Annotated in this window: 19 protein-coding genes; 1 reads left to right on the forward strand and 18 read right to left on the reverse strand. The window is 43.8% G+C overall.

Annotated elements, in window-relative coordinates:
- Nucleotides 1-31: 31 nt before the first annotated feature.
- The 6 genes from AACW75_RS11960 to AACW75_RS11985 form a co-directional block, all read right to left on the reverse strand.
- Nucleotides 32-670, reverse strand: a complete 639-nt coding sequence (locus tag AACW75_RS11960; protein WP_102553387.1) for a response regulator transcription factor — start codon at nucleotides 668-670, stop codon at nucleotides 32-34.
- Nucleotides 663-2,018 (reverse strand): cache domain-containing protein, encoded by a 1,356-nt coding sequence (locus tag AACW75_RS11965; protein WP_102553388.1) that lies wholly within the window; start codon nucleotides 2,016-2,018, stop codon nucleotides 663-665. Before AACW75_RS11965 ends, AACW75_RS11960 begins: the two co-directional genes overlap by 8 nt.
- A 104-nt stretch (nucleotides 2,019-2,122) precedes the next feature.
- The gene (locus tag AACW75_RS11970; protein WP_102553389.1) at nucleotides 2,123-3,406 is read right to left on the reverse strand and encodes a TRAP transporter large permease; all 1,284 of its coding nucleotides are present in this window, start codon (nucleotides 3,404-3,406) and stop codon (nucleotides 2,123-2,125) included.
- A 9-nt stretch (nucleotides 3,407-3,415) separates the two neighbouring features.
- Complete coding sequence (locus AACW75_RS11975; RefSeq protein ID WP_145571211.1) at nucleotides 3,416-3,961, reverse strand: TRAP transporter small permease subunit; 546 nt, start codon at nucleotides 3,959-3,961, stop codon at nucleotides 3,416-3,418.
- Between the two features lie 244 nt (nucleotides 3,962-4,205).
- On the reverse strand, nucleotides 4,206-5,300 hold the full coding sequence (locus tag AACW75_RS11980; RefSeq protein WP_102553391.1) for a TRAP transporter substrate-binding protein: 1,095 nt from the start codon (nucleotides 5,298-5,300) through the stop codon (nucleotides 4,206-4,208).
- A 593-nt stretch (nucleotides 5,301-5,893) separates the two neighbouring features.
- Nucleotides 5,894-6,286 (reverse strand): MarR family transcriptional regulator, encoded by a 393-nt coding sequence (locus AACW75_RS11985; protein WP_145571213.1) that lies wholly within the window; start codon nucleotides 6,284-6,286, stop codon nucleotides 5,894-5,896.
- A gap of 220 nt (nucleotides 6,287-6,506) precedes the next feature.
- Here AACW75_RS11985 and AACW75_RS11990 point away from each other — a divergent pair, with 220 nt between their 5' ends.
- A complete protein-coding gene (locus tag AACW75_RS11990) occupies nucleotides 6,507-7,307 on the forward strand; it encodes a DUF2982 domain-containing protein (protein WP_145571215.1) in 801 nt (266 codons plus the stop codon).
- A 153-nt stretch (nucleotides 7,308-7,460) separates the two neighbouring features.
- Here the strand turns inward: AACW75_RS11990 and AACW75_RS11995 are convergent, their stop codons facing one another.
- The 12 genes from AACW75_RS11995 to AACW75_RS12050 form a co-directional block, all read right to left on the reverse strand.
- Nucleotides 7,461-8,114: an MBL fold metallo-hydrolase gene (locus AACW75_RS11995; RefSeq protein WP_102456686.1), complete on the reverse strand. Its 654-nt coding sequence runs from the start codon at nucleotides 8,112-8,114 to the stop codon at nucleotides 7,461-7,463.
- Between the two features lie 235 nt (nucleotides 8,115-8,349).
- A complete protein-coding gene (locus AACW75_RS12000; protein WP_145565762.1) occupies nucleotides 8,350-8,898 on the reverse strand; it encodes a YcbK family protein in 549 nt (182 codons plus the stop codon).
- Between the two features lie 199 nt (nucleotides 8,899-9,097).
- Complete coding sequence (locus AACW75_RS12005) at nucleotides 9,098-10,636, reverse strand: L,D-transpeptidase family protein (protein WP_145565763.1); 1,539 nt, start codon at nucleotides 10,634-10,636, stop codon at nucleotides 9,098-9,100.
- Between the two features lie 81 nt (nucleotides 10,637-10,717).
- The gene (locus tag AACW75_RS12010) at nucleotides 10,718-11,806 is read right to left on the reverse strand and encodes a DUF1513 domain-containing protein (RefSeq protein WP_145571216.1); all 1,089 of its coding nucleotides are present in this window, start codon (nucleotides 11,804-11,806) and stop codon (nucleotides 10,718-10,720) included.
- Entirely contained in the window at nucleotides 11,796-12,857 is a 1,062-nt protein-coding gene (locus AACW75_RS12015) for an imelysin family protein (RefSeq protein WP_145571218.1), read from the reverse strand. Before AACW75_RS12015 ends, AACW75_RS12010 begins: the two co-directional genes overlap by 11 nt.
- Nucleotides 12,858-13,015: 158 nt before the next feature.
- A complete protein-coding gene (locus AACW75_RS12020) occupies nucleotides 13,016-14,404 on the reverse strand; it encodes a di-heme oxidoreductase family protein (RefSeq protein WP_029224761.1) in 1,389 nt (462 codons plus the stop codon).
- 112 nt (nucleotides 14,405-14,516) lie between these two features.
- Nucleotides 14,517-15,776: an imelysin family protein gene (locus AACW75_RS12025; RefSeq protein WP_017072968.1), complete on the reverse strand. Its 1,260-nt coding sequence runs from the start codon at nucleotides 15,774-15,776 to the stop codon at nucleotides 14,517-14,519.
- 177 nt (nucleotides 15,777-15,953) lie between these two features.
- Nucleotides 15,954-16,550, reverse strand: coding sequence for a GTP cyclohydrolase II (locus tag AACW75_RS12030; protein WP_029224762.1), 597 nt, complete (start codon nucleotides 16,548-16,550; stop codon nucleotides 15,954-15,956).
- 248 nt (nucleotides 16,551-16,798) lie between these two features.
- On the reverse strand, nucleotides 16,799-16,975 hold the full coding sequence (locus AACW75_RS12035) for a hypothetical protein (RefSeq protein ID WP_167853002.1): 177 nt from the start codon (nucleotides 16,973-16,975) through the stop codon (nucleotides 16,799-16,801).
- Nucleotides 16,976-17,064: 89 nt separating this feature from the next.
- A complete protein-coding gene (nrfF, locus tag AACW75_RS12040; protein WP_145571220.1) occupies nucleotides 17,065-17,505 on the reverse strand; it encodes a heme lyase NrfEFG subunit NrfF in 441 nt (146 codons plus the stop codon).
- Nucleotides 17,502-18,059, reverse strand: coding sequence for a DsbE family thiol:disulfide interchange protein (locus AACW75_RS12045; RefSeq protein ID WP_102553400.1), 558 nt, complete (start codon nucleotides 18,057-18,059; stop codon nucleotides 17,502-17,504). Before AACW75_RS12045 ends, nrfF begins: the two co-directional genes overlap by 4 nt.
- A complete protein-coding gene (locus AACW75_RS12050) occupies nucleotides 18,040-19,962 on the reverse strand; it encodes a heme lyase CcmF/NrfE family subunit (RefSeq protein ID WP_145571222.1) in 1,923 nt (640 codons plus the stop codon). The genes AACW75_RS12045 and AACW75_RS12050 overlap by 20 nt, the downstream gene beginning before the upstream one ends.
- Nucleotides 19,963-20,037 lie beyond the last annotated feature (75 nt).

Raw genomic sequence — 20,037 nt, forward strand, 5'->3', positions numbered from 1 at the left:
AATTACACATTTAATGTAATTTAGCGTAAGATCACTCTACAAGCCCAGAATTAACAGCATATTTAGCTAGCTCTGCCGTAGAGTGAATATCCAGCTTATGCTTAATGTTTTGTCTATGAGTTTCGACGGTTCGATAACTGATATTCAGCGCCTTTGCGACCTCTTTACTGCTCTCCCCTTTCGCCACCAATTTCAACACTGCTTCTTCACGCCTGCTCAATGGATTCTTTACAGATTGCGTGGGAGTAATAGGCTGTGTGAACAAATTCTGTGTTACTTTCTCACAGAAATAAGTCGAACCTTGGTTCACCGTTTTGATCGCCTGCACCATCTTTTCCGCGGAAATCTCTTTCAACATATAGCCGACTGCACCCGACTGCATCACTTTCATGATGTATTCACGGTTATTATGCATGGTCAGCATCAACACCTTCGCTTCCGGGTCTTCTTCTTTAATCAGGTGGGTGGCGTCAATGCCATTCATTATAGGCATGCTGATATCCATCAACACCACATCAGGACGCAGAGTTTTAACTATTTCTACCGCTTCTAATCCATTACTGGCCGTACCTATCACGCTAATATCTGGCTCGAGTTCCAATCTCGCCATAAAGCCATCCAGTACCACTTGGTGATCGTCAGCGATCACAACTCGAATAACTTCACTCATTCATTAATCCCTCTAGTGTCAGTAACACTGTAATTTCTGTTCCGAGGCCAATCTCACTCATCAATTCAAAATCACCACCAATGAACTCCACTCGCTCTCTCATATTGCGCAGACCGATCCCTCGTTTTTCCATCGCTTTATAAGTATTGAAACCCACACCGTTGTCTTGAATAAGAAGCTGCAAAACATTGCCAATTTGCTGCGCGATAACCGTCACTTTAGTCGCTTGGGCGTGCTTTTCTATATTGTTCAAAGATTCTTGCACCACTCGATACAAGGTCGTCGCCGCTTCTGATTTCAACTTTCCGGGTTGAGTGCTGAACAAAGTCTCCACTTCAATGCCGGAGTGCGCCTGAAAATCCAATAGCAACGAAGACAACGCCGCTTCTAAACCAATATCATCCAATGAACTTGGACGGAGTTGATGTGAGATGTGCCTTACCTCTTCGATCGCTCGCATCAAGGAATGCTGCGACTTATTCAAATGCGCTTTGAGGTCTTCACTTTGTAACTTATTACCAAGTAGCTCTAAGTGGCAACGACTCGATACTAATAACTGGTTGATTCCATCGTGTAGCTCTCGCGCTAAATGCTTCTTCTCGTCTTCCTGAAACATCACAGTTTTATGGGCGAGCTCTTTTAAATTGTTATCCGCGATTCGATGCTCGTGCATGTTAATCGCTAAGGTCAGCACGATAATGACCGCGACGGTCACGCTCAGGATGACCACAATGGAAAAGAACGTGGTTTCAATATTCTTGTTTATCGCAGCCTGCATCGAGGCGACTTCTTGGTGCACATCTTCAATGTATAAACCCGTGCCAATCATCCAATCCCAACGCTCTAACCAAGCGGCGTAACTCAGCTTAGAGACCACTTCTCCGGTTGAGGGCTTTTGCCACAGGTATTGGTGAAACCCTCCTCCGGTTTGCGCTTCTTTCAACAACGCTTCGATTAGAAAATCGCCATCTTCATCTTGAAGTTGAAGTAGATTTTGTCCAATCAACTCTGGCTGGATCGGATGAACCAAATTGGTTCCGTAACGGTCGTATGCGAAGAAATAGCCATCGGAGCCATATCTAAGTTTAGACAATATGGTTCGAACTTCTCTTTTGGCTTGGGCTTCTTGGATATCAGGGTCGTTGTAGATATGTTCGATGGCATCAAATGCGAGGTCAACAGTGTCTTTGAGGGCGTTTTCACGAGCCTTGATTAGGCTGTCTCTGAAGATCTCAACTTCTTTAGCACCCAACGTTTTGGTTTGATGTAACGAGATCCAACTAATACTCGCCGTTACAAGCAGCAACGGGAGTAGCGTCAGCAAAATCAGCTTAGCTTTTAGAGGCATTCCTTTTCCTCACAAAAAACGGCTTATTGAACACCAATAAGCCGTTTTATTTTAGCAATTTATAGTTAACCGTTGAAACATATCATTCACATTCTTGGGTTCACTCACATTCCATAGAACGACGGGAAAGCGAGAAGTGATCCAAGTACGAGGATTTGAATCAGAATGAAAGGCATCACACCTCGGTAGATGTCCTTTGTGGTGACTCCTTTCGGTGCCACGCCTTTTAGATAGAACAAGCTAAAACCAAATGGTGGCGTCAGGAATGAGGTTTGTAGGTTCATCGCAACAAGGATAGCAAACCATGTCATGTTGATGCCCATCAGTTCAGCCACAGGAGCAATGATTGGCACGATGATGAAACAGATCTCTACGAAGTCGATAAAGAAACCCAAAATCAAAATCACCAACATGGTTATCAGCAAGAAGCCCCACTTGTCACCCGGCAATTGCAACATCCACTCTTCAACTAGGTAATCACCACCGGTATACGTAAATGCCATTGAGAACGCAGTAGCCCCAAGTAAGATAGCGAATACCATCGCCGTTACTTTTACTGTTTCTTTAGACGCGTCATAAACCATCGACCAACTAAACTGACCATACAACAACGCAAGCACCATCGCACCAGCACCACCCAGCGCAGCAGACTCTGTTGGTGTAGCCACACCCGCAAAGATGGAACCCAAAACGACAATGATTAATGCCAGTGGCGGTACAATCGCTTTAAGTGCATTGATCACCTCTTGTTTACGGCTTATTGAATCATCACGCTCAATTGGCTGTGCGGCTTCAGGGTTTAGCTTGGCGTATATCAAGATATACACGATATAAGCGCCGACTAGCATCACACCCGGCCAAATTGCCGCTTGGAACAAGTCGCCGACTGGCACACCCAATACATCACCCAATAAAATCAAGACGATGGATGGCGGAATGATTTGCCCTAAGGTACCAGACGCACAGATGGTGCCACAGGCTAAGCCTTTATCGTAGTTGTACTTGAGCATAACAGGCAAAGAGATAAGCCCCATTGCCACCACAGAAGCACCAACTACACCCGTTGATGCGGCAAGTAGCGAGCCCACCAGCACTGTCGAGATAGCAATACCACCACGAACACCACCAAACAGTCGCCCCATTGACTCAAGTAATTGCTCAGCAAGCTTGGTCTTTTGTAGAACAAGCCCCATGAAAACGAACAAGGGAACGGCCATCAGCACCGTATTTTCCATGATCGATTGAATTCGATATGGCATGAAGGCGAACATTTCGATGCCCTCAGCCCAAACACCAAAGATTAACGCGATACCACCAAAGGTGAACGCAACCGGGAAGCCAAGTAAAAGTGCAAACAAGGCTACGAAAAACATTACTATTCCAATCATGTTCAGCCTCTACTTTTTCTTTGTATGAAGATTGTTTGCGTGAATGAGATGGGGATTAAAAATCTTGTTGAGCGAATGGAGGATCAAACCGACTCCGCTGAGTGCCATCAAGAAAAATGAAAGTGGGATCATGGCTTTGATGATCCAACGATATGGTAAACCACCAGGATCGCCTGAGGTTTCACCTAAATCAAAGCTCTCTTTGGCAACATCAATGCCATACCAAGCCACCAGTAAACAAAAAGGAAGCAGGAAGACAACGGTGCCTATTAGGTCAATAATGGCTTGTGCTTTAAAGCTCAGTTGCTCGTAAAATACATCCACACGGACATGCCCACCAGCTTTGATAGCATAAGGAACACCTAACAGAAAAACGGCTGAGAAGAGGTGCCATTCCATTTCTTGAAAAGCGATTGAGACATCATTGAAGGCATATCTCATGACAACGTCGTACACGACGTTCGCGATAAGTAAAATAAACAACATACTGGAAAGCCATCCCAGTGCATCACCGATACGGTTAAACAGGCGTTCAATATAAATTAGACTTCGCATTCCCGACTCCATGGAATTTGAAAAGACATCGCGCCATAGAGCTAGTTCAGCTAAACAATTAGCGCTAACAAGATGCACGACGCAGAAAGGGTTCTTGGGCTTTTACAGGATTTATCCTGCTTAATTATTATGGTTAAAATGAACCCGCCGCGCGTATCTGTTTAGGTACTTAAGCCCTCAGGCACAAGTGATACAACAGTACGTTTGCTTTGGGTCCATTTATCTTTAGTTCAACAACAGTCGACTATTTCGCTTGGCTATTTAAATAAGCTCTGTGTGAAATATCCGTCCATGAACGAACTTGTTCTAGGTAGCTTGCTTGTGAAGCTTGTATCTCTTTCGCCAATGCATCTTTCTCAGCATGCTTAGCGAGCAGGCGATCATTTGCTTCTTTCAATGCAGCCATAACTTCTGGCGGAAAATCTTTAACTTGTACGTCTGGGTATTCTGTTTTCATTGAAACCCAGTTCTTGCCACTTTCGTGCGTTGCTTGCGTGTACATATCGTAAGCAGCGGTACGCATTGCAACACGCAGGATTTCTTGTAGGTCTTCAGGCAACTTGTTCCATGTACGTTTGTTCACTAGGAATTGAAGCTCTGAACCCGGCTCATGCCAACCTGTGTAGTAGTAAGGTGCGATTTTGTGGAAGCCCATTCGTAAATCCAGTGACGGGCCTACCCACTCAAGCGCATCGATTGTGCGACGCTCTAGAGAAGTGTATAGCTCACCCGGTGCAATATTTGTTGGTTTCGCACCTAGCTCTGCCAGAATCTCACCAGCAAAGCCTGGGATACGCATTTTCAAGCCTTGTAGGTCTTCAACACTGTTGATCTCTTTTTGAAACCAACCACCCATTTGAATATCAGTATTACCACCCGGGAACGACATCAAGTTGTGTGGAGAGTAAACCTGATCCATCAACTCCATACCACCACCGTGATAGAACCACGCGTATTGCTCTGCAGGCGTCATACCGAAAGGCATAGAAGTGAAGTAAAGAGTGTTTGGAACTTTACCTTTCCAGTAATAAGAGCCTGAGTGACCCATGTCGTATTGACCAGACTTAACCATGTCAAATACGCCAAGCGGTGCTTTATGTTTGTTTGCTGAATCGATTCGGATTTGAAGTCGACCATTAGACATTTTCTCAGCCATCGCAGCCATGTTCTTCGTTGCGTCACCGAAGACAGGGAAGTTTGGTCCCCATGTCTCTGCAAGCTTTAAACGGTAAACCTTATCAGCAGCTGTTGCACCAGTAGCGACCAAAGCTAAACAAGCCGCTGCAGTTACCGCAACGTTTTTAAAAACTCGTGTGAGGGAGTTAGAGATGAGACTCATGTTCACGTCCTTTGTTGGGTTAACACTCTTTCTATGAGCATTTTTTATGATTCAACATAAGAGTGCACCGTGATGACGCGACAAGATATCAGGGAGAGCACGCACGACAGGCCCACACAAACTGCGTATTAGACCAAAGGATTACGTAGAACTACGTAGGAGATAATTGAGTTATGTCGGTTTTAAAGGACTTACTCTATTCATCAGGAGAATGCTTATTGATAAGTACCTAAGTATTAATAATTAAATACCGTTAACAATTGATTGCCATTTCGTGATGAGGCTCTATTCTCACCACAGATCAAATACGCACCTGAATGCATTAAATCCATGAGAATCAAGGTTTCACAGAATCAGACGCCCTACTTTGGTGCTTACTGATTCGAAACATCGGACACGCGAAAGACAGAGGAATAACGGAAGGGGTCAGCCGATTGGAAATAAGGCTTCTGAGGCTAGGTTCGAATGCTAGGTTTGAATATGAATATGAGTTTAGGGGGTTAGGATTTGGGATTAACATGATCCGTCAGATACAAAAAAGCCTCGAAAATCGAGGCTTAAAAACTTAACGAAGCGAATGTAATCCCACAGGATTAGATAGCTTTGTAGATAACCTTGTTACCTGCAAGTTGCTCTTTCGCTACTAGGTTTTCTTCAAGAAGTTTTTTCAATGCGCCTGTTGCCCATGAAGCTGCTTTCGCGTCTTCTTGACCAGCTATTAGGCCGATACCTTTAGGGTTAATGCCTTCAGCATTGCTAACAACGATGTCTAGAACTTGTTGTTGCTTAGGAGTCAGTGCTACTGCAACTTCTTTCGTTGCTGCTACTGTCTTCTCTACCGCTGGTTTTGCTGCTACAGTTTTTTCTGCTACAACTTTCTCTGCGACAGGCTTCGCTTTTTTCGGCGTTGCCACTGCTTTAACTACAGCCGCTTTAGTGCGTTTCTGCAGTTTAGCCTGCACCTTACGCTTATGAGCAAGTCTCATTGAATATTTCTCCAGTTCACTGCTCTTTTCGCAGTGGTGAAAATTTGAAGCGCGATTTATACCAAAAAACAGGAGCTATTTGTAGAGTGAAGCGCCGAAAGTCGACGAAAAATACCGATATTGTCTACTAACGTCTATTATTTAAACATCGACTTATCAATTCAGGGTCATATACACTGGTTATCCATCCAGACAAAAATATGAAAACTTGGTGTTGCCTATGGACACTCGTCACCTTACAAATTTCTCTTTGCCTGCTTTCACACGTTCATACCGAATTGTCGCTGTCATTTTGGGGTTCGTATGCTTAATCATTGCTCTATACAGTGACAATCCAAAGTTACTGATCGTGGGCGCATTTTGCATTAGCGCGCTTTTGGGCACTGGCTATTATTTGATGCTGCGTAGCAGAGTAATGTTCACGCTCACCCCCACTCACTTTCAACAGCATTTTTATAAAGGTGGCTGGGTTTTAAAGTGGAGCAATATTGAAAAGATTGGCATGTGTACCTACGAGCAAGAGGGGTGGCATCAACCTCTCCCTTGGGTGGGCATTAAAATGAAAGATTACTCGCCCTACCTTGACTCTATCTGCCCCAAAATAACCTGCGAATTATTGCTGAGCCAGCGAGCACTTTTGTACCTGGGCGCCAAGCAAGCGGGTAAAGAGTCAAACTTTGAAGATATGGTTCTCGACTCATCGCATTACCATGCGCGCTGCACTGAGAGCGGTTGTGTGGAACTGAACAGATATAAAGAGTCACAAAATACTGACGAGGTTATCTTCAACGATAGCCAAACACAGACTAGCCCAGATTCATCCCATGAATCGAATGCGAAAAACGCAGTGATTAAAGACTATTCCGGGTTGCAGGCGATGCTAGCGAATAGGATGAAATATCAGAGGGGTTTCCACGGTTACGATATTTTCATATCAACTCAAGATTTGAATATGAGTGGAGAGGAGTTTATTGGACTTGCTCGACGCTACTTAGCAGCAGCCGAACGTCTTTCTGATTAAGTGAACACGTTGGAAATTGAAACTTGTGAGCAAAAGAAACTAAACGTTGAGATTAAAACAAACACGCTCGCATACGCGTAAAATTAAAAAAGCTTAGCTTTCATAGGAAAAGCTAAGCTTCATTTTCAATCGTTCTTTTATTAAATCAGAGACCTAGTACAGAGGCATTTCATCAGCTACAAACGGGTTTGATGCTCGTTCACGTCCAAATGTCGATTCAGGGCCATGACCCGGAACGAATGTTACGTCACTGCCTAATGGCCAAAGCTTAGTCTTGATTGAAGCGATCAGTGTGTTGAAATCACCTTGTGGGAAATCCGTACGACCAATAGCACCGTTAAATAAAACGTCGCCAACAAACGCCATGCGCGCCTGATCACTGAATAACACAACGTGGCCAGGAGTATGACCAGGAGTGTGAATCACATCGATAACTTGGTTACCAAAAGTGACTTTATCACCCTCTTCTAACCAAGTATTTGGTTCAAAAGCTTTACACAATGGGAAACCAAACATCTGGCTTTGATTCTCTAAGCCTTGAAGCCAAAAGTTATCAGCTTTATGTGGGCCAACAATATTAACCTTCAAGATCTCAGCAAGTGGAACCGTGCCACCAACATGATCTAAATGGCCGTGTGTCAGTACCAAATTCACCACTTTAACACCTAACTCTTCAATGATAGCCGCTAACTGCTGAACATCACCGCCCGGATCGACAACGATGCCTTCCATGGTTTCATCACACCACACAATCGAGCAATTTTGAGAGAATGAGGTAACAGGCACAACTTGATACTTAAGAGACATATACAAACCTTAGAGAGCGAATCTGCTTAACAACATAGAATATCACTGTGCTCTTGGTGACAAAGCAAGCTATTAATAACAAGCCAAGTTATTGGTAACAAAGCAAGCTATCAGTGACAAATCAGATTATTAGTACAAACCGAATTATTAGGACAAACTGAAATTTGGCCAAACTATGACATTGGATGTCTACTTTGACAAGTACCTAGCATTCGCTCGCAAATTCAGCTTAACGCTACCAACTGCGTACAGGACCTGTATCAATATGGACAAAGTTGCTACGAGCATAATAACCAACACCACCGGCGTTTAAGCTTTTAGCTACGTCTCTTAGTTCTTTCAAATCCACGCCATCAATACGAAAATCGATCGCTTTGCCTAACATGTGGTAGCTCTTCTTCGCTACACCACTCGACTTGGATCGCAATGCTTCATTAGTCGCAGGAGAGCGGTAACCAGAGATGATCTGAACTTCTTTTTGAATACCTAGAACATTTTGAATCTGAGTGATCTGATCAAACAGGTTTTTGTCCATTGGGTGGATTTCGTTGCGACGGAAGTCACGACACAATTTGCTTAGTCGAGCCATCTCATCACCAACATAGTTAGTACCATCGAAATAGCAGGTTTCTAACCTTTCACCAGTGTGAAGATTGTTCATGCTGATCGTTCTTGGCTGATCTGGGTATGAAGCAAAAGCGATAGAGGGTGTGATTGAGGCGACAACAGCGGTACCACCAGCGTAAGTCAGAAACTGACGGCGTGAAAATAAACTTTGAGACATACAGCAAAAAAACCAATTAGATCGAACGAAAAATGCACGATACATAATGAGAATTGCTGCGTCAACGTACGAAAACCGCTCAATAGGTTACTATTTGTAACCTTTTCACGGTTAGTTATTGATACACATTATAATTTTATCAGTAAAAGCTTGGTTGTCATTTTTTGGTCAAGATCACCCTTATTGGGTTCACTGATAATTAACCACCCTCTTTATCATATTGATAGATGTCACCACGATACTGTATGCCCCCTTCCTCAAACAACACGGTTTGATAGATGATATGCACTGGAATTCGCTTCTTGAGTCGCACCTTAGTATTAGGCGCTAAGTCGCCACCTTGATTAGGAACCTTTCTGACCTTGGTCGCGAACAGTAACTCAGCCAGTTGTTCGGCATGTTCGACTCGTATACAACCTGAACTATAAGCACGAAAGTCGTCATTAAACAGACCTTTACTTGGCGTATCGTGCAAATAGATCGCACGCTTATTAGGTGTATTGAACTTGTACAAACCTAACGCATTACGCGAACCGGCCTGTTGACGCATTCGATATGGGAACGAATTGAAATTAATGGTCTGCCAGTCAATATCTGTCGTATCAACCGTTTCCATAGTGCGCCAGCCGTCAATCACTTGGAAATTGTGTGTTTCTAGATAACTTTCGTCCGCTTTCACCTTAGGCAAAATGTCTTTCACCATGATTTTCCATGGCACATTCCAAGTCGGATTTAAAATGACCGAATCTAGGTTTATCTCTAAAAGCGGCGTTTTTCGAGACTTTCTACCCACGACGACTTTGGATTCAAATACCTCTTCGCCATCTTCCCAATACTTCATATCAAAGCTGGGCACGTTAACCACGATGAGAGAATCTCGGTCTCTTGGCCACAAGCGAACGCGTTCTGCATTCAAAGCTAATGAGTTCAATCGATCATCGAAGCTCATATTGATCCACTTGATCGTATCTGGCCCAATAATCCCGTCTGCCGTAAGGCCATGCATCTGTTGAAACGATTTAATTGCACTTTCTAGGTCACGATCGAACTTAGGAAAGTCAACAGCGACCAACGACGTGTCGACACCGACTAAAGCTATGCGTTCCACAAGAACAGCCTTGTCTGAAAGCTCGTCGCCCAAGCGCTTTAAGCCTTTTTGTTTGTATCGTTCGATGGAAAGTTCCGATGCGGTTTCTAAGACTGAGTAGGTCGCCTTAAATTGGTCAAAATCCCCTACAGGCGGAGCGTAGGACAGCACCATCTCCAATAAATAATCATCGGAAACACTACTTTTTAATCTCATCAGAATATGAGGGGAAGGCGCCGGTAATTTGGAATGTAGCTTTCCGGAAAAATACCATTCCTTTCCCATTAGTGGCGCATTTTCAACGTAACTTAAGTAGTAGATGAAGGTATCGGTTAAAAGAACGTCCAACTCTTGCCATTGACCGCGGGATTGATACTGACGGATTTGTTTAAGTTGTCTATCAAAAAGCGGTGCCATTTGCGCTTGTTCTATAAGTGACAATTGGAATTCAAACGCCTTAACAAGTTCAGGCGAATCCCAAAGGATAGGAAGAGAAGAGTCTTGGTAAATGCTCTGGGTAAGCTCAGGATAAATGAGCATGAAAGAGAGTTCTGAATCAGCCGGGATAAATCGGCTCTCGTCAGAACTCGTATAGCTCCATGCATGCACAGAAACTAAAACCAATAATCCACAGAAGTATTTCGCTAACATGCTTAACCCCACCACCATTCATCTCATAAGTATGGCAAAGAAATTGGAGTAAGCATGTTATTTTTTAAGGGGTTTTATGCATTAGACTGCACTCCAGTGGTTATCCCACTGGACGGATGATTGCTGACTGGATTTTTTATAAGGCTTGCGTTGGCTCACTACACTGCCCGCTCCAGAGCTGAGTCTAAACTCTCCATCAAGCAACACTGCACCAGAAGCATCTGATAAAGCAGACAGTTCCACTAGCTCTTTAGTCGCTTTAGACCAAATACCGTAACAATTCCCTCTTGGCGAAGTAGCGATAATCCAATCATCAGAAGCTGCGATACTCGCAATGTAATGATTAAACCTTGCCCATTGCTCTGGCTCTGCGTTCAGTGATTCAAACTGCCCGCCTTTGGTATGCATGGCCAACAACGAAGGATACTCGTCAGGCTCGCCACGATATTGCTGACCACAAAGTACAGTTTCAGCACCATCATGGGCTAAATGTCGAATGCTCAGCTTCTTGTCTAGCAATTCAACCTGATCAAGCAGCGCACCTTCAGATGAAACATAACTTAAACTCGGTTGCATTGAATCCAAGTTTTTCGGTGTTCTTCCGTCAGTATGAACGCCACCAACGCCAATCGCGAGATTTCCATCCTGCATGATGATCACTTCATGAGGGCCAATACCAAAACCAGTAAACTCCTCGACCTTACGATAACCTTGTGCGACATCGTAAACGCCAATCACACCTTGGCTGCTGTCCGTTTTCCCTTCAGTGGCATACAGTAACTTGCCATCTAATGAGTAAACACCATGACCGTAGAAGTGACGATTACTCCCTTTCACAACTAACTTGATTTGCTCACCGCTTTTATAGTCAAACACCATAAAATAGTCACCAGGACGACGAGCAAACACCACTGCATGCGATGAGGTTGGGCAAATCGCGACGCCATGGCCACGATCTGGTATCGGCAGTTGACTCAATGGCATTCCATATTCGTCAGCCACAACCGCTGAATATTGACCTCGCCCATTCAGCGCACAACCGATTAATTGAGGCTCACGAGATGAGCTCACAGCACCAGAGCGACTAGCACAGCCAAATGGAAGTACAGGAACAGCTGCACAACCCAATGCAGCCTTGAGTAACCTTCTTCGTGTAGTATCAGTCACCATCGGTAGCATTAAATCCTATTACGACACCAAGCTCTATCGCCACTTCTTCATGAATGAGGTACTTCAAACGTTCTAGTTTGTTGTATTGAGTCAACACATCTCGGTAGCCCTCTTTGCTCTGCAATAACTCAAACAAGCTTGAGTCTGTAGGCCATGTATCTAGCGTCAATGTGAACTGGTCAGCAACGCGACCAGCAAGGTCATTTAGGCCCTTCTCTCTTAACAAGCCATCAAGACCATTGCCATCAGCCAGATAAAGCTTTTGAAGTGCTGCTACATTCGCTTTTAGTTGAGTCATCGAGGTTTGTGCACGCCATGATTCTGAAAAATACGGACGCGGATGACCGATTTTCGCCATCGGACGACTCAGCTTTTTCATGCTGTAATCAAGTTGGTTGGTCAATAAAGCGATGTATTCAGACTCCCAACGAGTCTCGTCTAGCGCTAACCAAGGGTTAACTTGCCATGCCTGTGCAATCGAAGACGACTTAATCGCTAAGTTTTCAGTAATCGCTTGCGACGATTGGCAACCTAACACTTTGTCTTGAAGCAGTGGCGATTGCTCGTCATAAAGCGACCATTCCAATGCGCCTAGCCCTTGAACTGTCACACTCTGTTGAGCAATTTCAACTTGAGACCAAACTTTATCTTGCTGAGTCAACTGGCGCATTTTAAGACCAGTGGTGTTCTTTTTGTCTGGCCAGAACTGAACATTCCAGCTCTCTTCAAGCGCCGCTGTTGGGCCTCTTTCTTGTCCTTGCAGTGCCATCCAACTGTTCATGGTGAGCTGCCATTGAGTTTTCAACGCATCTAACTCAACGTCGTTAGTTTGACAGTAACCCTGCATCAAGACTTCTAGCTCATTGGCTTGCTTGGCGAATAGGACGGCTGAATCAAACTCTTGTTGATACACACTACGACTGATGTGGTCGGTCGTGTCTGCTTGATAAGACACACCGTTAACCTCAGATGAAGCAGCTTGCTCACCCGATGATTGGCAGCCTGCCATGATTAATACCGACAAAGGCATTAATAAAAATTTATGCGTCATGCTGTTACCTTACTTCCTAATTTTTCTTTTAATTATATGAGTTCATTAAATACGAAACGACCGCTGACCTCGTATTCCTACAAGTGCAGCGGTGCTAAGTGGTTTGATAGCGGCTTTCTTAAGTCGCTAGCCGTTAACTAAACTGAATTCAACTCAGCCTATAACGAGTTTAAGAACGCCAATAGCGCTTCACGCTCGCTGCTACTAAGAGCTAAAACGTTTTGTTTCGCCATTTCTGCTTCACCGCCATGCCAAAGCACAGCTTCCATAACATTTCTCGCACGACCATCATGAAGTAAGAACGTGTGACCATTCACTTCTTTGGTATAGCCTAATCCCCATAAAGGTGTTGTGCGCCATTCTTGACCATTTGCAAGATACTCAGGACGGTTATCCGCTAAGCCTTCACCCATATCGTGCAGCAACATATCGGTATACGGGCTAATTAACTGCTTAGACAACGCAGGCAAACCTTCACGCTCTGCCGTGCGGAATTCAGCTTGGTGACAACTTTGACAACCAGCGTCTTTAAACAGCTTTTTACCCTGAACAACGACTGGATTGTCAACATTACGACGAATAGGCACGGCTAAATGCTGCGAATAGAACTCAACAAAATCTAAGATGTTGTCGCTGACTTCTGGTTCTCCACCATTTGGAAAATCATCACATGTTGATTGCGCTGATGTGCAGTTTTCATTTGGGAATAAGCGACTCGTTAAGCCCAAATCACCGTTAAACGCCGCCGCATTTTGCTGCATTAGGTTTGGCTGTCCAGCTTTCCAACCAAAGCGGCCTAGAGCCATTTCGTTGGTTTGAACATCGAGAACATAGTTAGCTTTACCAGAAACACCTTGCTTATCGGCCAATTGCTGCTCAGCAAATCCGAGAATTGTTTCTTGCGGGATACTTTCAAGCAAACCAAGGCCAATCATTGGAGGCGCAACTCGAGCAGAAAATTCAGTTTTAGGATGCATCTCGCCGAAAGCAAGTTCAGTAATCTTTAAAGTGGGTTTACGCAGAGTCACGACTGTGCCGTCTTTGAATTCAACCGGAACATCTGTGTAGCTGATGTTCACTTTACCCTCTGGTTTAACACCTTGAAGCGCGAAATCTTGTAGCTGTCCACCGTAAGTCGGTTCTGGAATGCCACCATCGCGTATAAAGGCTTGTCTCTGCTCTGGTGTTTCAGCAGGAATACTCAAGCGAACCAACATGGATACCGCGTTCTCATCGCCTTTTTCTGGCGCGTGGCCACGACCATCTTTGATGTGACAGTTTTGACAACCGTTGGTGTTGAACAATGGGCCCAATCCATCACGTGCATCGGTTGATGATGGTGCAGGAACCCAAGGGTTTCTAAAGAAGCTGTTACCTACGCTGAAATCCAAACGTTTGCTCATTGGTAAATTGGCAGCAGGAAGAGAAAAAGCATTCGCTCCCTCTTTCTTCACGGTAGTTTTGCCACCAGAGTAAGTTTCATGAGCATGTAATGGAGATAAGAAAAACAGTGCGGTTAATAGTGAGGCTGAGAGATACGACTTCATACATTGCCTTGCTGTGTTTTTGATTTTAGTTTTTATGTGGGTGTAACTTTCTTGAGTAGCAAACAATTAAGGGCTCAATAAGAGCCCTTACAATAGTTTTAGTCTCAGGTTCTTAGAACTCGTGATCAGCCGTGTCTGGGTTTAGGCTATCAACGCCAATCACACCTGCAGCACGCTCGATTGCAGCTGTTTGAGACACTAGCGCAACAATTGTTTTGTTTACTAGTGCATTACCGGCAGCGTTGTCAGCAGCAATTAGCTGATCGAAGTGCTGGTTGTTTTTCTCTGCAGAAACAACAAGCTGACCAACTTGTGCACGTGCTAGGTCAAACTGCTTTTGAATCTCTTTCGCAGCTTGCTTGTCTTTTTGCTCAACTAGGTCAAACAGGCTAGGACCTGAAAGTAGAGAACCATCTTCACGCTTGTACAAGCCAGTGTATACGTTGTAGATACCTTGCTCGTTGTAGTAATGAGAGTTGTGCGTGTTATCAGAGAAACAGTCGTGCTCATCTTCAGTAGAGTTAGCTTCCAAAGCCACTTTCATACGCTCACCCGCTAGTTCACCTAGAGACAGTGAACCCATGCCGAACAGCATTTTACGTAGGCCGTTGTCGCTAGATTCAGAAAGAAGCTCTTGACGGTAGTTACCTTTCTCGCCTTCAGCCCACTGTTTTTCCATCCATTCTAGATCTTGGATAAGAAGTTCCGCTGATGCTTTTAGGTATGCGCCACGACGGTCACAGTTGCCATTAGTACACTCAGCACCAACAACGAAGTCAGTGTAAGCACGCTCACCTGCACCGCTGTTTGTGCCGTTTAAATCTTGGCCCCAAAGTAGGAATTCAATCGCGTGGTAGCCAGATGCTACGTTTGCTTCAGAACCGCCAATTTCATTAAGATCAGCAATTAGCTCAGGTGTGATGGTGGTTGCGTCGACTGTAGTCTGACCAATTTGGAACGTTTTGTTCGCAACGATGTTTGCGCTAGCGCCTTCGTTACCAAGCTCATATTGGTAATCAGAAGATACGTAATCGATAAGACCTTCATCAAGTGGCCATGCGTTTAATTGACCTTCCCAATCATCAACAACGACGTTACCAAAACGGAACACTTCAGACTGTTGGTAAGGTACACGAGATTCAAGCCAAGCTTGTTTTACTTGTTCGAAGTTACCAGCAGAAGGAGAAGCTAAGAAGGTATCAATAGAAGAGTTCAACGCTTTTGCTGTAATTACTGAATCTGCAAACACCGCATGAGCAATATCTGCATAATGTTCTACAACTTGATCTTGAGTTACTGCTGCGAAAGAAGAAGCAGAGGCAAAAATGAGTGACGAAGTTACGGCTTTGGTCACTAAAGATTTAATGGTCATGAAGCATCCTTGTTGAGCTTTAAATTATTATTCGTAGTAATAGTGCAAACCATTATCATTTGCACTACGGATGAGAATAATACAAACTTACAATTTTATTGCAAGATAAATACAAAAAAACCTCACATATGTGAGGTCTTTAAACATTTTCGTGTTAGGCGCAACAAAAGAGGCTAATCAGATATCCAGATTATGCTTACCGTGTGAGACTTTTGCTTTAAGGTAACTTTCATTACCCTCCTTAATATGAGCCGAGGTGTTCACCACTTCATCGATCTCAATACCAAAAGATTTAAGCTCATTGATTTTTTTAGGATTGTTAGTCACCAAACGGATTTTAGTCGTACCTAAAGCTCGTAGCATCTCTGCCGCTTCAGTAAAATCGCGCAAATCATCACCAAAACCTAAGTGGTTATTGGCTTCGTAGGTGTTCATACCTTCACTTTGAAGACGATACGCATCGATTTTATTGTATAAACCAATACCACGGCCTTCTTGACGTAGATAAAGAATCACGCCACCTGTTTCACCCATGATTCTTATGGTTTCGTCTAGCTGTTCGCCACAGTCACAGCGGGATGAATGGAAAACATCACCAGTAAGACACTCAGAGTGCATACGCACCAGAGGTATGGCTTGTGTCTTGTCTGCTGATTTGAATATGACAGCAACGTGCTCTTTGTCTGTTTTCAATCCATGAAAAGACAGAAGTTCAGCATCAATGCTACTTGTAACCCCTACTTTGAAATCTATTCTGGCACGCACTTCCGCCATAGTTATACTCACTTGAAAATTCGATGTATTTAACAACACTACTCTATTTGTCTAGGCAATATTTTGTAGCGAACTATCTAATATTAGACACTATGGGGCTGTTAACAATTTTTTTCAAGGTCGAACACGTACAAATTGTTATATTATAACAATAATTTCCGAAGCAAGAAAAAACCCCACATTGGGATGATCAATATGGGGTTATAAATTTATCAATTGTGGCTAATACTACATTTTTTACAGAACGATCAACTTATTTGAGTTTGCTTCCAAATGACAAGCTGAACCCAAGCATTCTGTAGCTCTGTTAATTCTTCTGAAGTCAGAGTAGAAACACTCGACTTGGCACTGTATCTTTCTGCCCATTTGTCAGACTGGACATGGGTATGGAACTCTTTCTTTAAATTTGAGATTACGTTGTCCACAGATACATCCTTATATAACAGTGCTTAGCCTTTATAATCCTTTAATGTTACAAAATACAGGTCGATTGGTAAACAGTAATACATAATTTTTATGAGCTGTTTCTAACACTTTTTATTGATAGATATATAAACAACAGAAAAATAACACATGGTATAAACCAAAGTAGTGCATTAGAAGCGCTCATTGTCGGCTTATACAGTACAAATTCACCAAACCTTTCCGTCATGTATTGAGTAATATCTCGGTCGCTCTTCCCATCTTTAATCATATCAAAAACCACAAGACGGAGGTCTTTCGCTATAGGTGAATTGGATTCGATCAGGTTTTGATTCTGACACTGTGGGCAGCGCAACTTTTTGGCTAATGCAATTGCACGCTGCTGCTGTTGTGGGTTTTCAAACTCAAACAGCTCAACTTGAATACTCTTATCCTTGTCACTGGCGGTAAACAGCTCTTCCGCCATGGTAGGAAAGCAGGTAAAAAGAACCACAGATAACGTAATTAAGGTTTGTACTAGAGGCTTAATCATCCCTTCGCACCATTAAAGTATCTTGCCAGTTCGTCTTGCCAAACAGATTCATTCAACACACCCAATAGTTTCTTAATGATTTGACCATCCGCATCAACTAAATATGTTTCAGGTGTTCCTATTACACCCAACTCTAAAGCCAATTCGCCTTGAGGATCACTGATAACTTTAGAGTACGGATTTCCATCATTCGATAACACATTTATCGCTGCTGCGGGGTTATCTCGATAATTGAGCCCAACAATGGGAATGCCCTTATTTTGAAGTTTGAGCAAAAAAGCGTGTTCCGTTTTACATATTCCACACCAAGACGCCCACACGTTAACCAATTGGTATGGGTGTTGAGTGATATCAGCAAGCGTAAGCTCTTGCGTGTCACGACTGTCTCTTTCATCACCTACTAGCTCAGAGGATATGAATTCAGGAAATGCTCTTTTCTGTTTCGATACGGTGGTCGATTGCTGCTTACTGTCGAGCGCAAAAGAAAATGCAACGACCAAAGCGAGAGCAATAGAAAACAGAGTGATGAGTTTATTACGAACGCTGGAATGCATATTGTGAAGCCTTAACCGTTTTCTTTCTACGAAGTATCAATGAGAGTAAGGCACCCAAGATAGAGAAAAGCCCGCCAAACCAAATCCAACGAGCATACGCTTTATACTGAACTCGGAACGCATAAGCGGCAGAGTCCACTTTTTCTCCCATGGTGATATAAACATCGCCATGCCAGAACCACTTCATTGCAGGCTCACTCATGTTCATCACACGAACTTGGTAGTGTCTTCTTTCTGGCGCGATGGAAAAGCTTTTCTCACCAGCATCTAAGTTTAGTATCGCCTTCTCTGCGCTAAAATTTGAGGCGACATAAAGCTCAGTATCACGATGCGAAAGCGTCCAATCCATGAACTCTACTTGTGTGCCAGGGCTTAGTTTATAGCTGCGCTCAAACGAGTGATAGCTATTCATTGCAGCGCCTACGGCGAGTACCGCAACTCCGACATGAGCAAAGGTCATCACCCATACTTTGCGTTGGAACTTAGAACTTCGGGGAACCACTAAGCCGTAAATATGCGTCAGTAACACCCAGAATGCGAGCCCCCAAGTCAGCAGTGCCATCACTTGTAGTTGTACCTGTTCCACTTGCCAGGAATAACAAATGTACCCAAGCAAAAATGACACCAGAGCTAACGAGGCAATAATACCTTTGGTTGCTTGAGGTTTAATACTCAACAACGGGGCTAAGCCCACTACACCTAACGTAAGCAAAGCCAAAGGCGCAATCAACAAATTAAAGTAAGGCGCGCCGACCGATATGTTCCCCAATCCAAGCAGTTCAAAGACCATTGGATAGAAAGTACCAAACACCACAACAGCGGTCGCCAGTACAAAAATCAGCACCGCGACTAGGCTCAAAAAGCTTTTGCTGGCGAAGCTGGTAATCGGATTAGATTCAAAAGATTCACCTCTGACGATAAGCAGAGAAAATGAGCTAACAAGTACCAGCACTAATATAAGCAGCAGTGCGATACCTTTAGTTGGGTCGACAGCAAAGGCATGTACCGACGTTAGTACGCCAGAACGAACAATAAAGGTGCCTAGGATACTCAAGCAAAATGTAATGAAAGCAAGGCTAAGAGACCACTTCAGAAGCTGTTGCTTGCCCTTGGCAACACCTAAGCTGTGCAGTAAAGCTGTTGAAGTAAGCCACGGCAACAAGCTGGCATTTTCAACAGGATCCCAGAACCACCAGCCGCCCCAACCTAATTCGTAATACGCCCACCAAGAACCAAGAATGATCCCTGCAGTTAGAAAGATCCACGCGACAAGACACCAACTTCGGCAATGGACAACCCAATTGAATTCAATTGGATCAACCAACAAAGCGGCCACAGCAAATGCCAGAACCACAGAAAAGCCCACATAACCGAGATAAAGCAAAGGTGGATGAAAAATCAAACCCACATCTTGCAACATAGGATTAAGGTCGCGCCCTTGAAGAGGCAGTGTTGAATTCATTTCAAATGGGTTTGAAGCAAATAGCGTAAACCACGCAAATATCGCGAGCAGCGTATTCATGACCCACAACACACGGCTTTGGTATTCATTTGAATAGTGTTTCTGTAAAGCAATAACGCCCGACCAACAACTGATCGTCAGGACCCAAAATAACAATGATCCTTCATGGCCAGCCCAAATGGCAGCCATTTTAAAAAATGAGGGTAACTGTGTATTGGAATGTTCAGCGACATAGAGAATAGAGAAGTCGTCACTGACAAAGGCATAGCCAAGTAATGCGACAGAAGTGAGAGAGAACAGCGCACTTGAAAGAGAGAAACTGCAGATTAAACCTAGATTTTGCGCCCGTTTATTTAGCATTTGGTAAAACGAATGCACACCAATAATGCTACTGAGTACAGCAACCAACACTAAACTAAACAGCCCCAAAGAACCGACCATATCACCTCAATAAGACTCTACCGAAGCAGAGCCAAGTTAAACAATTGTTCGCTTATACTGTTCCGATAAACAGAA

It is taken from the genome of Vibrio sp. L3-7 (assembly GCF_963898195.1).
In the GTDB taxonomy this organism is placed as follows: domain Bacteria; phylum Pseudomonadota; class Gammaproteobacteria; order Enterobacterales; family Vibrionaceae; genus Vibrio; species Vibrio echinoideorum.